The organism is Stenotrophomonas sp. YJH_SMC_105-26 (assembly GCF_059368915.1).
Window position 1 is genome coordinate 187,537 of the sequence record NZ_JCAFSD010000007.1, and the last position, 12,766, is coordinate 200,302.

A 12,766-nucleotide genomic window follows, 5' to 3' on the forward strand; every position below is an offset into this window, starting at 1 on the left:
CTCAGCCTCCCGGCGACAGGCCATCGGCCAAGGTGCGCCGGTAGGCCAGCAACGCCGGCACCAGCCCGGCCACCGCGCTGATCGCCAACACACCCGCCACCCAGGCCAGCTCGCGGCCATCCGGCCAGACATGGGTGATGGACAGGCCGAAGGTGGCCAGGGCCCAGCCGCGTCCGGCCATGCTGGCGGCCACCAGCAGCGCCAACGCCAGCACGCAGGCCACGGCACTGGTCGCCACCGCTTCCACTACCAGCAGGCCGGCGATGTAACCCGGCCGCGCGCCGGTCGCACGCAGGATCGCCATCTCGCGCCGCCGCTGCTGCAGCGTCGAGACCAGCAACGCCACCAGCGAGACCATGCCCAGCAACACCACCAACGCGCTGATCAGCTGCAGGGCGCGCTCGGCCGTGCCCAGCGACTGCCACAGCTGCTGCAGCGTCACCCCGGGCAGGATCGCCAGCATCGCCTCTTCGGGATACTCGTTGATCCTGCGCTGCACCGAAAAGGTGGCGATGCGCGAGTTAAGGCCGAGCATGAAAGCGGTGATGCTGGTCGGGGTCAGATCGAGGTGGCGCGCCTGCTCGGCACTGGCGCTCTGGCTGCGCAGCTGCACACCCGAGCGCCAGTCGACGTGGATGGCCTCGATCGCCGGCAGCGAGACCAGCAGCGACGAATCCACCGGCGTGCCGGTGCGCTGCAGGATGCCGGAGACCCGGAACGGCTTGTCGGCATGCGTGGCCAGCGTGACCGCGCCGGTGCCGTGCGCCAGCACGATCTCGTCGCCGAGGCCGACCTTCTGCGCGCGTGCCACCTCCGCACCGATCACCGCATCATACAGATCATCAAAGGGCCGCCCCTGTGCAAAAGCAAGCGCGTGACCGGGACCATAACGATAGTGTTCAAAGTAGCCGCCAGTGGTACCCACTACCCGGCAGCCGCGCCAGGAATCGCCCAGCGACAGCGGCACCGCCCACTTCACCTGCGGCATTGCGGACAGCGCCTGGTAGGACTGCCAGGACACGTTGTTGGTCGGGTCACCGATATGGAACACCGCGTACAGCAGCAGGTTCACCGGCCCCGAACGCGCACCGACAATCAGGTCCGTACCCGACACCGTGCTGGCGAAGCCTTCGTGCGCCTGCGTGCGCACACGCTCGACACCCAGCAACAGCACCACGCTGAGGGAGATGACCAGCACGGTCAGGCCCACGCTCAACGCGCGGCTGCGCAGGCTGGCCCAGGCAAGCTCAAGCATGGTCGGCACCTGCCTGGTTGATCTCGGACAAGGCGATCGTGCGGTCGAACAACGACTGCAGGCTGTCGTCATGGCTGACCACCAGCACCGTGGTGCCGGCCGCCTCGCATTGCGCCGACATCAGCTTCAGGAACGCGGTCGCCGCGTCGCGGTCGAGCGCCGAGGTCGGCTCATCAGCCAGCAGCAACGCCGGGCGGCCGATCAGCGCGCGTGCCGCCGCCACGCGTTGTTGCTGGCCGACGCTGAGCGTGCCGGCGCGGCGCTGCATCAGCCCGGGGTCCAGCTGCAGGGCCTGCAGCAGTCGCGCGATCTCGGCATTCAACGGCCCGCTGATGCGCGCACTGCGCAGGCGCGAGAAGCGCAGGCCCAGTGCGATGTTGTCGCGCACGCTGAGAAACGGCAGCAGGTTGAACTGCTGGAAGATCACGCCCAGGTGGTCGGCGCGGAAGCGATCCCGCGCGGCACCACGCATCGCCTGCAGCGCGTGGCCGGCGACCTGGATGCGGCCGTTGCCGGGCAGCAGCACGCCCGCCAGCAGGCCCAGCAGCGTGCTCTTGCCACCGCCACTGATTCCGCGCAGCAGCACGCTGCTGCCCTGCTCGATCCATAGCCGCGGCACGTCCAGCACCAGCCGCCGGCCATAGCCGAACTGCACGCCATCCAGCACGATCAGCGGTCGCATGCTCACGGTGCCAGCACCACGCGCAGATTGTCCGCGGTCAACACGCTGCGGTTCTGGCCATGGGCGGTGGTGCTGTTGACGATCACTTCGTGCAGGCCCGGGAATACTGCGGGCAGGCGCACGACGATGGCCCGCAACCCGGCAGGCTTGGTGCACTGGTACCGCAGGGTTGCGCTGAACCCTGCGTGGCGATGCTGACCGGGCGGCGGCGCGGCAGCCATCGCACCGAAGCCCTCGGCCCTGGCATCGTTCGCGATAAGGCGGCAGCCCGCGGCGGTGGGCAAGGTGACCCAGCTGCCGCCCTGCAGCAGCGCAGTCGCACGCGCCAGCGCGGCCTGCTCGGTTGCATTGGCCGGCGGCCGCTCGAAATCAAGGATGCCGATGCCGGGCGCCTGCAGGGCGAATTCCAGCGTCTGCTGGTCAAGCGCAAGATCAACGGTGGCCTGGCCGTGTACGTGCGCACCGAGCTGGCGGACATCATGGGCCTGTGCAGCGCTGGCAGCCAGCAGCAGGAAAAGAGCAGCAGAACGCTTCATGGGAGAGGCTCCAATTGTTACTATGTAACATTATGGACCACATCCCCACGACGCCTGCAAGGGCCCTGGCCCAGCCGCCAGCTTCGGCACGCTGGCACCCCCGCTTCGATCTAGCCGGGGCCTGGCTGTCCCTGGCCTGCGCCGCCCATTGCATCGCCCTGCCCCTGCTGTTGGCCTTCGTGCCGGCAGCGATGATGGCGCTGCGCTCGTTCCAGCACCCCGGCCATGGCGCGATGACGGTGCTGCTGATGATGTCGCGCTGGGAATGGGTGTTTGCGCTGCTGGCCTCGTCGCTGGCCTTGGCGAGCACCTTGGCCGGGGTTCACCGGCATGGGCGCTGGCGACCTGCAAGGCTGGCCTGCGTCGGCGCCCTCCTGCTGTTGTCGGCCTCGCTATACCTGCCGCTGAAGGAGTCACTGCTCTGGCATGGCGTGGCGACAGCTGGTGGTGGCGTGCTGCTGGCATGCGCGCACATCGGCAACCGGCGCGCGCTGCACAACCGCCGGTAGTGCCGGCCGCTGGCCGGCAGCTGCGGGATCCCGGCAGCCGGCCAGCGGCCGGCTCTACCCCCTCCATGCATGGGCCACGCATCAGGTGATACACAGCTGGTAGTGCCGGCCGCTGGCCGGCAGCCCCAGAGACCCGGCAGCCGGCCAGCGGCCGGCTCTACCCCTCCATGCATGGGCCATGCATCAGGGGATACGCAGCTGGTAGTGCCGGCCGCTGGCCGGCAGCCTCAGGGACCCGTCAGCCGGCCAGCGGCCGGCTCTACGCCGCCTTATTCGTCAAACGGACGCTGGCCGAGCGTCTGCGTCACGTGGTCGACGAAACAGGTGATGCGCGCGGCCAGCGCGGTGTTGCGGTAGTACACCGCGTTGATCGGCTGGCGCACCTCCTGCGTCTGCTTGGCGAACAACTGCACCAGGCGGCCGTCACGCCGGTCCTGGCGGGTCAGGAAGTCGGACAGGCAGGCGATGCCCAGCCCGGTCACCGCCATCTGCCGCAGTGTCTCGCCACTGGATGAAGCAATCGCCGGCTCAATCACGAAAGGGCCGCCATCGGCATCCTGCAGCGGCCATTCGTTCAACGAACTGGGCTGGGTGAAGCCAAGCAGGTCGTGCTCGCGCAGCTGCTCCACCCGCGTGGGCGTGCCACGCCGGCGCAGGTACTCGGGGCTGGCCACCACGCGGATGCGGCTGTGGCCGATGGGCCGCGCATGCAGGGTGGAATCGCGCAGCACGCCAATGCGGAACGCTACGTCGGTGCGCTTCTCGATCAGGTCGGTGATGCCTTCATTGGAATTCAGCTCCAGCTCCACCTGCGGGTAGCGCTCGCGGAAGCCCTCCAGCAACGGCACGATGACGTGCAGCATGAACGGCGTGGCGGCGTCTACGCGCAGGCGCCCGACCGGCTGCAGCCGCCGCGCGGCCATCTGTTCCTCGGCCTCGTCCACCGTGGCCAGGATCGTGCGCGCGTACTCCAGGAATGCGGCTCCCTCCTCGGTCAGCTCCAGCCGCCGCGTGGTCCGCCGCAGCAGCGTGGTCTGCAGCTTGTCCTCCAGCCGCGCCAGGGTGCGGCTGGTGGCGGAGATGGTCAGCTCCAGCTCTTCGGCCGCGGCAGTGATCGAACCGCTGTCGACCACGGCCACGAAGGCCTTCAGCTCATCCAGGGTGGTTTTCATTTTTTACCTCGGCGCAAAAGCGTTTCCCGTATACACGGCTTAATCAACAAATGTAAAGCGCCCACACTTCGCCCTGTCCCGAGCCCACCGGCTCTCAACGAAGTCCCTGGAGTCCATCATGAGCGTTCCTTCCTTTGGCGTCGGCACCTTCCGCCTGACCGGCCAGACCGTCATCGATTCGGTGCGCAACGCCCTCGACGTCGGCTACCGTGCGATCGATACCGCGCAGATCTACGGCAACGAAGCCGAGGTCGGCCAGGCCATCGCCGAATCCGGCGTCCCGCGCGACGAGCTGTTCCTGACAACCAAGATCTGGGTGGACAACTACGCCGCCGACAAGCTGATCCCGAGCCTGCGCGACAGCCTGGCCAAGCTGCGCACCGGGTACGTCGACCTGCTGCTGATCCACTGGCCGGCGCCGGGCAATGGCGTTGAACTGCGCGAGTACATGACCGCGCTGGCCGAAGCCAAATCGCTGGGCCTGACCCGTCAGATCGGTGTGTCCAACTTCAACATCGAACTGACCCGGCAGGCCATCGAGGTGGTCGGCGCCGGCGAGATCGCCACCAACCAGATCGAACTGAGCCCCTACCTGCAGAACCCGGCACTGACTGCCTTCCTGCAGGAACAAGGCATCACCGTCACCTCCTACATGACCCTGGCCTACGGCAAGGTGCTGAAGGACCCGGTGCTGGCCGCCATCGCCGACAAGCACCAGGCCACCGTCGCCCAGGTCGCGCTGGCGTGGGCGCTGCAGCGGGGTTACTCGGTCATCCCGTCCTCGACCAAGCGCGAGAACCTGGCCAGCAACCTGCTTGCCCAGGACCTGCACCTGGATGCCGATGACATGGCCGCGATCGCCGCGCTTGACCGCAACGGCCGCGAAGTCGATCCGCCCGGCCTGGCCCCGGCCTGGGACTGAGGAGCCTCGCCATGGGCAGTGCGTTGACGCGGCTGCAGGCCGGTGGTTTCAGCATCGGCATCGAAGCACCGCTGGACAATGACTGGACGCCGCTGGGCGAACAGGCACGACGCGCCGCGCGACGCCTGCCCGGCGAACCGGACCTGCAGCGCCATGCGGAGCTGGCACGGCTGGCCGACCGCCTTGGCTTCCGTGCGCTGTGGGTACGCGACGTGCCCGTGTACGACCCGGCCTTCGGCGATGCCGCACAGGTGTTCGAGGTGTTCAGTTACCTCGGCTACCTGGCCGGCATCACCGAGCACATCCTGCTGGGTACCGGCGCGGTGGTGCTGCCGATCCGCGAGCCGTTGCTGACCCTGAAGTCGGCACGCAGCGTGCAGCGGCTGAGCGGTGACCGCCTGCTGCTGGGCGTGGCCAGTGGCGACCGCCCGGTGGAGTACCCGCTGTTCGGCCGCGACTTCGACAGCCGTGGCAGCCGCTTCCGCGAGCAGATCGCACTGCTGCGCGAAGGCGCCGCCGCGCACCTGCCGCAGGGCCTGGACGTGCTGCCCGCGGATGGCCCGGCCCTGCCGCTGTTCGTGGCAGGCCTGGCCCAGCAGCAACCGGCGTGGATCGGCCAGCACATGGATGGCTGCCTGGCCTACCCGGGCACGCCGCAGGACCATGTACAACGCGTGGCGGCCTGGCGCGCCGTGGCCGGCAACAAGCCCTATGTCAGCTTCATCCACCTGGACCTGGTGGCCGATGCCGATGCTCCTCTGCAGCGCTGGCGCTTCGGCCTGCGCGGCGGCCGCAACGCCCTGCTGGCCGAACTGCACGCCATGCAGGCGGCCGGTGTCGACCACATCGGCCTGCAGTTCCGCCGCAACGAACGGCCGTTGGCCGAAACCTTCCACGAAATCGCCGAGTACGTGCTGCCGCACTTCCCGGCCCATGCCAGCGCCGCTGCGCCGCATGCCCCGCTTGCCGCCCCCGCGACGGCCTGACAGTTACCGGAGCTTTGCCATGAAGATGAAGACCCTGGCCGCGCTAGCGCTGGCTACCCTGCCGCTGTCCTTCCAGGCCACTGCCGAGGACTGGTACCCCTCTGCCTACGGCGCCAACGACGAGATCGGCGCGGCCAACCTGCTGACCGCCGACGTGGTCAAGCACGCGGTCTCGCTGGTCAGGACCGGCAAGACCTATCCGCTGGCGGTGCCGGTGGACAAGAACCTGCCCGCGTTCCGCCACCGCAGCTTCCGCCTGTACAACGTGCAGGTCGGCCAGCAGGCTGGCAAGTCGCTGGGCCCCAACAAGTTCACCTTCAACGATGAACTGGTGAACGCCTGGACCGGCGTTGGCACCCAGCTCAACGGCATCGGCCATATCGGCATCGACAACGTCTACTACAACGGCAACAAGGCCGCCGACTTCGTCACCGTGGACGGGGTGCGCAAGCTCGGCGTCGAGAAGGTGCCGCCGATGGTCACCCGTGGCGTCGTGCTGGACATGACCACGTACTACGGCAAGGCGATCGTGCCCGGCGGCACCGAGTTCACCGTGGCCGACATCCAGGCCGTGCTGAAGAAGCAGGGGCTGCGCCTGCGCAAGGGCGACGTGGTGCTGTTCAACACCGGCTGGCTGGAACTGATCGGCAAGGACGACAAACAGTTCCTGGAAGTGGAACCGGGTATCGGCATGGAGGCGGCGAAGTGGCTGGCCGACCAGGGCATCGTCGCCTTCGGTGGCGACACCTGGGCCTCGGAGGTCTACCCGAACCCGAACGGTGCCGAGGAGTTCCCGATCAACCAGTACATGCTGGCCAAGCGTGGCATCTACAACCTGGAGCTGATCGACAGCCGTGCGCTGGTGCGCGACAAGGCCTGGGAATTCCTGTTCGTACTCGGCCAGCCGCTGTACGTCGGTTCGACCCAGGTCAACATCAACCCGGTGGCGATCCGATGAACACTGCCCCCGCCTTGCCGTTGTTCGCCGGCCGCCGCTTCCGCGTCAGCTATGACGGCCTGGCCGCCGACAATGTCTACAGCGCCGATGGCCGCCACGTGCAGTACGCCATCGTCTCCGGCGCCTATGCCGGTGCGCAGGGCGAAGCCGCCTGTGAGTGGCAGCGGATCAGCGACGGGGTCTATGCCATTTCGTGGCAGGAAGCCGATGGCGCTACGGTCGTGCATGTCGATGACTTCGCGGGCGGGCATTCGCTGGCCTGGTTCACCGCCACCGATGGCAGTTTCCATCGCATGCAAGGGCCGCTGGCAGCGCTGTGATGCCGGCCAGCGGCCGGCGGACGGAACATTACAGATCGGTAATGCAGGGGTCAGGGCAGCGAAAGGCGCTGCCCTCCACCCTGTGGGCCATGTCTTCCACAGGTGTCCCACGCATGGCCCGTCCCCTGCTCCGCTCCACCGCCCTTGTTGTCCTCGTCTCCGGCCTCGCGGTTGCGCCGCTGGCCCTGGCCCATCCCAGCCTGGTGCGCTCGACGCCGGCCGCCGACGCGACCGTGGCGCCGGCCAGCCAGATCGAGCTGCAGTTCAGCGAGAAGGTGATGCCGCGTGCCACCCGCATCGAACTGAGCATGGACCATGGCCGCATGAAGATGGCCATGCCCACCACTGCGCAGGAGCTCTCCGAAGATGGCCACACCCTGCGCGCACGCTTCGCCAAGCCCTTGCCGGCAGGCAGCTACGCACTGCAGTGGCGCGCGGTGGGCCAGGACAGCCACCCGATCACTGGCACGTACCGTTTCACCGTGAAATAGGGCTGCCATCGTGGCCGAGCTCTCGCCGTATGCGCTGCGGCTGGCACTGTACCTGGTGCTGATGCTGCTGTTCGGGCGGATGCTGTTCGTCCGTCCGGGGCTGCCGCGCGGCGTCTCGCTGGCGCTCGCCCTGATCGCGTTGGCCGTGGTGGTCACCGATGCCATCACCCGCTTGACCGGTGTGCTCGGCATCGCACCGGCCGACATCGACCCTGCAACGGCGCACTGGTTCCTCACCGGTACGCCGGTGGGTAAAGCCGGCCTGCTGCGTACCGTGGCGGTGCTGGCGATGCTGCCCCTGCTGGCATTCGCCACGCCGCTGCCGGGCCTGCGCCGCGTGGCCCTGCTCGCTTTGTCTGCCACGGCGTTGGCCAGCTTGTCCTGGAACGGCCACGCCGCTGCGGGCGATGGGTTCGGCGGCACCTTGCGGCTGCTGGCCGGCATCGTGCACCTGCTGGCCGCCGGTGCCTGGGTCGGCGCGATCGCCGCCATCCTGCAGTTGGCGCTGCGTCCACAGGGCCTGCGCCTGCGCGAGCGCACCTACGAGTTGTGGCGGGCCGCGCACAGCTTCGCCCTGCCGGGCACGGTCATCGTCGCCCTGCTGGCAATGACCGGCACCTATACCTATGTCGATCTCGGCGGTTCCGTGCAGACCCTGACCGGTACCGCGCATGGGCGCTGGCTGCTGCTCAAGCTGGCCCTGGTGGTCGGCATGCTGGGGTTGGCGGCGCTGCATCGCTGGCGATTGGTACCGGCCTTGGCCACCTCCATCCGCGACGGCTGGCAACCGCGGCCGCTGCGTTCCCTGCGCCACAGCCTGGCCTGCGAGTCGGTGCTGGCCGTGCTGGTGCTGGCCTGCGTGGCGGTGCTTGGTACTCTGGACCCGTTGGCGTGAGCCTGCGCAGCCAGCCCACGTGCAAGCTGCGATGATGGGCGCATCATGAAACTGCTGATCGTCGAAGACGAACCCAAGACCGGCAACTACCTGCGCCAGGGCCTGATCGAGGCCGGCTACGTGGTCGATCTCGCCTGCAACGGCGTCGACGGGCTGCACCTGGCCGGCAGCGGCGAGTACCAACTGATCATTCTCGATGTGATGCTGCCCGGCCTGGATGGCTGGAACGTGCTGTCGCGGTTGCGCGCCGGAGGGTGGCAGACACCGGTGCTGTTCCTGACCGCGCGCAGCAGCATCGCCGACCGCGTGCAGGGCCTGGAACTGGGCGCCGATGACTACCTGGCCAAGCCGTTCGCCTTCGCCGAGCTGCTGGCGCGGGTACGCACCCTGCTGCGTCGCGGCCAGGCACAGCCGCAGGCCGAGCGCATCATCATCGCCGACCTGGTGGTGGATACCCTGCGCCGCCGGGTCGAACGCGGCGGCCAGCGCATCGCCCTCAGCCAGAAGGAATACACCCTGCTGGAGCTGCTGGCGCGTCGCCAGGGCGAAGTGCTGCCACGCTCGCTGATCGCCTCGCAGGTGTGGGACATGAACTTCGACAGCGACACCAACGTGATCGACGTGGCGATCCGCCGCCTGCGCGCGAAGATCGACGATGACTTCGATGCCAAGCTGATCGTCACCGTGCGCGGCATGGGCTATGTGCTGGAGGCGCCGGACGACGGTGCCGTGCACAGCGGATGAGCCTGCGTCGTTCCATCGCGGTACGGCTGACACTGCTGTTCGCCATCGTGGCCACGCTGGTGCTGGCCGCATTGGGCGTGGCGATCTATGTCAGCGCCCGCCATGATCTTGTTGCCCAGGACTTCATCGAACTGGAAAACAAGGTCGCGTTGATCCGCGACCTCGCTGACAATGGGCCTGCCGCCGCGCGCGGACCGCGGTTGGCAGAGGCGCTCGGCCATCATCCGGATATCGCCTTCCACATTGTTGATGGGAGCGGAACCGTACTGTTCTCCACTGCGCCGGCACTGCTGCGCGAGCATGCACGCAGCCAGCCCATCGACGCCGCGCCACGGCGGCACGACTGGATCCTCACCGATGGTCGCTGCATGCATGCCCTGCACCTGCGCCAGACGCTGGCCGACGGCAGCCAGCTGCTGACCCTGCTGGCCATTGATGACAACCGTCACGCCGACTTCCTGGAGCGCTTCCGCCACTTGCTGGCAATCGCCATCATCGGCGCCGCGGTGGCCAGCAGCCTGCTCGGCGGCTACGTGGTGCGGCGCACGCTGCGGCCGCTGCGCACGCTGGCCGATGAGGCAAGGCAGATCACCGCTGGCCGGCTGCAGCGCCGCCTGAGCGCGCGCAGTGCACCGGCCGAACTGGAGCAGCTGGCGCAGACCCTCAACGGCATGCTGGCACGCCTGCAGCAGGACTTCGCGCGGCTGACCGAATTCTCCGGTGATCTCGCCCACGAGCTGCGCACGCCCATCACCAATATGCTCACCCAGGTGCAGGTGGTGCTGGCGCACCCGCGCAGCAACGAGGCCTACCGCGAGACGCTGGCGTCGTGTGCCGAAGAACTGCAGCAGCTGGCACAGACCGTGGGCGACCTGCTGTACCTGGCGCAGGCCGAAGCACCGGGCGCGCTGCCTTCGCGCGAGCCGGTGGCGCTGGATGGGGTGGTGGATTCGCTGCTCGAGTTCTACGAGCTGCTGGCCGAGGACCGGCAGTTGACCCTGCGCCGCGAAGGTGTGGCGAGCGTGGAAGGCAACCGCTTGATGCTGCACCGGGCGATTGCCAACCTGCTGTCCAACGCGTTGAAGCACGCCGCTGCCGGCAGCGAGGTGCGGGTACGGCTGGCCGAGGCCGATGGCGTGTGCAGGGTCAGCGTGCACAACGTCGGCACGCCGATTTCCGCCGAAGCGCTGCCGCGCCTGTTCGATCGTTTCTACCGCGGCGAGCGTGGCCGACACGAAGGTGCGGGGCTGGGCTTGGCGATCACCCGCGCGATTGCACAGGCGCATGGCGGCAGCGTGAGTGTTGCGTCCGATGACACCGGCACCGTGTTCGAGCTGGTGCTGCCGGGCGCCGCAGCCCGGTAGTGCCGGCCGCTGGCCGGCACCCCCGGTGCATGAAGCGCATTGCACCTGTCGGCCAGCGGCCGGCACTACCGCGTGCGGTCGGACAGCTTCGCGTGCCGCTCCGGTAGTGCCGGCCGCTGGCCGGCACCTCCGGTCTGCTCGAACACCCCGGCCACCCAGTCGATGAACACCCGCAAGCGTGGGGACGGCGTGCGGTTGCGCGGGTAGACCAGGCTCAACGGGCTTGGGGTCGGCGGCGCGTCCGGCAACAGCTCCACCAGCTGCCCGCGCGCGATATACGGGTCCATCCGGTAGCGCGGAGCCTGGATGATGCCCAGGCCCGCCAGCGCGGCGCCGAGGAACGCATCCGCACCGGACACACGCACCCGCACCGGCAGCGGCACGTAGCGCACCTGCCCGCCCTGCTGGAACTCCAGCGGAATCAGCTGGCCGGTGGCGCTGGAGCGATAGCCCACCATTTCATGGCCGCCCAGCAGGGACTCGATGCTGCCTGGCACGCCCTTGGCCTGCAGGTAGCCCGGCGCGGCCACCGTGACTTCGCGCAGCATCGCCAACCGGCGCGCCGCCAGATCGCTGTCGGCCAGCGTGCCCACCCGCAGCGCCGCATCCACGCCTTCGCGCAGCAGATCGACATAGCGGTCGCCTTCGCTGACCTCCAGTTCGATCTCCGGGTAGCGCTGCAGGAACTCCGGCAGGTGGGGAAACAGCAGGTGCCGGCCCAGCGTGCCATGCACCTCAATGCGCAAGGGGCCGCGCGGCGGCGCGTCACGGAAGGCGGCCTCGGCGTCGTCCATGTCGGCGATCAGGCGCAGACAACGGCCATAGAAGGCCTCGCCTTCCAGCGTCGGCACCACCAGCCGCGTGGTCCGGTGCAGCAGGCGCACGCCCAGCCGCTGTTCCAGCGCCTTGATCGCGTCGGTCACCGTGGCCCGCGGCAGGCCCAGGTCCTCGGAGGCCCGGGTGAAGCTGCGGCGCTCGACGATACGGACGAAGGCGCGCATGGCCGTGAAGCGGTCCATTGTTCGGCTATCCGGATGATGTTGGCGGATTATGCAGGATTATCCGAAAGCGCGATTTCGCGAAGATGGCGCTGCGCCACTTCGGCGTGTCCCCGTGGAAGTCACCATGACCCTCTCCCCCGCCCGCTCTGTCGCCCTGGTCACCGGCGGATCCCGTGGCATCGGTGCCGCCATCTCGCGTCGGCTCGCCGCCGATGGCCACGCGGTCGCGATCAACTATGCGGGCCGCCGCGACGACGCCGAAGCCTTGGCGGCCGAACTGAACGCCGCCGGCGCGCAGGCCATCGCGCTGCAGGCCGATGTGTCCGATCCGCATGCGGTGCGCCAGCTCTTCGACGCCATCGAAGCCCGTTTCGGCGGCATCGACGTGGTGGTCCACAGCGCCGGGGTGCTGCAGCTGGCACCACTGGCCGATACCGACGACGCCCTGTTCGAGCGGGTGATCGGCATCAACCTCAGGGGCGCCTTCAACGTGCTGCGCGAAAGCGCGCGACGGGTGCGCGACGGTGGCCGGCTGATCACCCTGTCCACCAGCGTGGTCGGCATCCGGCTGGAGAACTACAGCGTGTATGCGGCCAGCAAGGCGGCGGTGGAGACGATGGGCGCAATCCTCAGCAAGGAGCTGCGCGGGCGCAACATCACCGTGAACGCCGTGGCGCCCGGACCGACCGCCACCGATTTGTTCCTGGATGGAAAATCGCCCGAGCTGATCGAGCGGCTGGCGAAGATGAACCCCCTGGAGCGGCTGGGCATGCCGGAGGACATCGCCGGCGCGGTGGGGTTCCTGGCAGGTGCCGATGGCGGATGGATCAACGGCCAGGTGCTGCGCGCCAACGGCGGAATGGTGTAGATCGCACAGGTGGCATCCACGCATGGCGCGACGCCCTTGTAGAGCCGAGCCCATGCTCGGCTG

The 12,766-nt window shown here is 68.5% G+C and carries 15 protein-coding genes; 10 read left to right on the forward strand and 5 right to left on the reverse strand.

The features are described 5' to 3' along the window. Window position 1: 1 nt before the first annotated feature. Genes AC5P7F_RS16600 through AC5P7F_RS16610 form a run of 3 tightly spaced genes read right to left on the reverse strand, consistent with a single transcriptional unit; the run spans window position 2 to window position 2,473 of the window. Complete coding sequence (locus AC5P7F_RS16600; protein WP_495204178.1) at window positions 2-1,255, reverse strand: ABC transporter permease; 1,254 nt, start codon at window positions 1,253-1,255, stop codon at window positions 2-4. Further along, entirely contained in the window at window positions 1,248-1,943 is a 696-nt protein-coding gene (locus AC5P7F_RS16605) for an ABC transporter ATP-binding protein (protein ID WP_164077884.1), read from the reverse strand. Before AC5P7F_RS16605 ends, AC5P7F_RS16600 begins: the two co-directional genes overlap by 8 nt. After that, entirely contained in the window at window positions 1,940-2,473 is a 534-nt protein-coding gene (locus tag AC5P7F_RS16610; RefSeq protein ID WP_164077883.1) for a ZrgA family zinc uptake protein, read from the reverse strand. Before AC5P7F_RS16610 ends, AC5P7F_RS16605 begins: the two co-directional genes overlap by 4 nt. 32 nt (window positions 2,474-2,505) lie before the next feature. Here AC5P7F_RS16610 and AC5P7F_RS16615 point away from each other — a divergent pair, with 32 nt between their 5' ends. Continuing rightward, on the forward strand, window positions 2,506-2,982 hold the full coding sequence (locus tag AC5P7F_RS16615; protein ID WP_032962638.1) for a MerC domain-containing protein: 477 nt from the start codon (window positions 2,506-2,508) through the stop codon (window positions 2,980-2,982). A gap of 269 nt (window positions 2,983-3,251) precedes the next feature. Here the strand turns inward: AC5P7F_RS16615 and AC5P7F_RS16620 are convergent, their stop codons facing one another. Continuing rightward, window positions 3,252-4,154: a LysR family transcriptional regulator gene (locus AC5P7F_RS16620; RefSeq protein WP_111206306.1), complete on the reverse strand. Its 903-nt coding sequence runs from the start codon at window positions 4,152-4,154 to the stop codon at window positions 3,252-3,254. A 118-nt stretch (window positions 4,155-4,272) separates the two neighbouring features. Between AC5P7F_RS16620 and dkgB the strand changes: the two genes are divergently transcribed. From dkgB to AC5P7F_RS16660, 8 genes are all read left to right on the forward strand, one after another. Continuing rightward, a complete protein-coding gene (gene dkgB, locus AC5P7F_RS16625; RefSeq protein ID WP_164077987.1) occupies window positions 4,273-5,076 on the forward strand; it encodes a 2,5-didehydrogluconate reductase DkgB in 804 nt (267 codons plus the stop codon). An 11-nt stretch (window positions 5,077-5,087) separates the two neighbouring features. Continuing rightward, window positions 5,088-6,062 (forward strand): TIGR03571 family LLM class oxidoreductase, encoded by a 975-nt coding sequence (locus AC5P7F_RS16630; RefSeq protein ID WP_164077988.1) that lies wholly within the window; start codon window positions 5,088-5,090, stop codon window positions 6,060-6,062. Between the two features lie 19 nt (window positions 6,063-6,081). Further along, the gene (locus AC5P7F_RS16635; protein ID WP_126412369.1) at window positions 6,082-7,020 is read left to right on the forward strand and encodes a cyclase family protein; all 939 of its coding nucleotides are present in this window, start codon (window positions 6,082-6,084) and stop codon (window positions 7,018-7,020) included. Next, on the forward strand, window positions 7,017-7,340 hold the full coding sequence (locus AC5P7F_RS16640) for a MoaF-related domain-containing protein (protein ID WP_046430889.1): 324 nt from the start codon (window positions 7,017-7,019) through the stop codon (window positions 7,338-7,340). Before AC5P7F_RS16635 ends, AC5P7F_RS16640 begins: the two co-directional genes overlap by 4 nt. 113 nt (window positions 7,341-7,453) lie before the next feature. Beyond that, window positions 7,454-7,831 carry a copper homeostasis periplasmic binding protein CopC gene (gene copC / locus AC5P7F_RS16645; protein ID WP_032962626.1) on the forward strand — a complete coding sequence of 126 codons (378 nt, stop codon included), beginning with the start codon at window positions 7,454-7,456 and terminating at the stop codon, window positions 7,829-7,831. A gap of 10 nt (window positions 7,832-7,841) precedes the next feature. Continuing rightward, window positions 7,842-8,726: a copper homeostasis membrane protein CopD gene (gene copD / locus AC5P7F_RS16650; RefSeq protein ID WP_046430892.1), complete on the forward strand. Its 885-nt coding sequence runs from the start codon at window positions 7,842-7,844 to the stop codon at window positions 8,724-8,726. Window positions 8,727-8,771: 45 nt separating this feature from the next. Beyond that, entirely contained in the window at window positions 8,772-9,470 is a 699-nt protein-coding gene (locus AC5P7F_RS16655) for a heavy metal response regulator transcription factor (RefSeq protein WP_046430894.1), read from the forward strand. Then, entirely contained in the window at window positions 9,467-10,834 is a 1,368-nt protein-coding gene (locus tag AC5P7F_RS16660; RefSeq protein ID WP_164077989.1) for a heavy metal sensor histidine kinase, read from the forward strand. Before AC5P7F_RS16655 ends, AC5P7F_RS16660 begins: the two co-directional genes overlap by 4 nt. Before the next feature lie 65 nt (window positions 10,835-10,899). Here AC5P7F_RS16660 and AC5P7F_RS16665 read toward each other — a convergent pair whose 3' ends face one another. Further along, the gene (locus AC5P7F_RS16665; RefSeq protein WP_164077990.1) at window positions 10,900-11,853 is read right to left on the reverse strand and encodes a LysR substrate-binding domain-containing protein; all 954 of its coding nucleotides are present in this window, start codon (window positions 11,851-11,853) and stop codon (window positions 10,900-10,902) included. Between the two features lie 106 nt (window positions 11,854-11,959). Here AC5P7F_RS16665 and AC5P7F_RS16670 point away from each other — a divergent pair, with 106 nt between their 5' ends. Next, window positions 11,960-12,703, forward strand: a complete 744-nt coding sequence (locus tag AC5P7F_RS16670; protein ID WP_197602781.1) for an SDR family oxidoreductase — start codon at window positions 11,960-11,962, stop codon at window positions 12,701-12,703. Window positions 12,704-12,766 lie beyond the last annotated feature (63 nt).

Coding starts and splice junctions, on each gene's coding strand:
- AC5P7F_RS16600 (WP_495204178.1), bottom strand. CDS start 1,255: ATGCTTGAGCTTGCCTGGGCCAGCCTGCGCAGCCGCGCGTTGAGCGTG.
- AC5P7F_RS16610 (WP_164077883.1), bottom strand. CDS start 2,473: ATGAAGCGTTCTGCTGCTCTTTTCCTGCTGCTGGCTGCCAGCGCTGCA.
- AC5P7F_RS16615 (WP_032962638.1), top strand. CDS start 2,506: ATGGACCACATCCCCACGACGCCTGCAAGGGCCCTGGCCCAGCCGCCA.
- AC5P7F_RS16620 (WP_111206306.1), bottom strand. CDS start 4,154: ATGAAAACCACCCTGGATGAGCTGAAGGCCTTCGTGGCCGTGGTCGAC.
- dkgB (WP_164077987.1), top strand. CDS start 4,273: ATGAGCGTTCCTTCCTTTGGCGTCGGCACCTTCCGCCTGACCGGCCAG.
- AC5P7F_RS16630 (WP_164077988.1), top strand. CDS start 5,088: ATGGGCAGTGCGTTGACGCGGCTGCAGGCCGGTGGTTTCAGCATCGGC.
- AC5P7F_RS16635 (WP_126412369.1), top strand. CDS start 6,082: ATGAAGATGAAGACCCTGGCCGCGCTAGCGCTGGCTACCCTGCCGCTG.
- AC5P7F_RS16640 (WP_046430889.1), top strand. CDS start 7,017: ATGAACACTGCCCCCGCCTTGCCGTTGTTCGCCGGCCGCCGCTTCCGC.
- copC (WP_032962626.1), top strand. CDS start 7,454: ATGGCCCGTCCCCTGCTCCGCTCCACCGCCCTTGTTGTCCTCGTCTCC.
- AC5P7F_RS16655 (WP_046430894.1), top strand. CDS start 8,772: ATGAAACTGCTGATCGTCGAAGACGAACCCAAGACCGGCAACTACCTG.
- AC5P7F_RS16660 (WP_164077989.1), top strand. CDS start 9,467: ATGAGCCTGCGTCGTTCCATCGCGGTACGGCTGACACTGCTGTTCGCC.
- AC5P7F_RS16665 (WP_164077990.1), bottom strand. CDS start 11,853: ATGGACCGCTTCACGGCCATGCGCGCCTTCGTCCGTATCGTCGAGCGC.
- AC5P7F_RS16670 (WP_197602781.1), top strand. CDS start 11,960: ATGACCCTCTCCCCCGCCCGCTCTGTCGCCCTGGTCACCGGCGGATCC.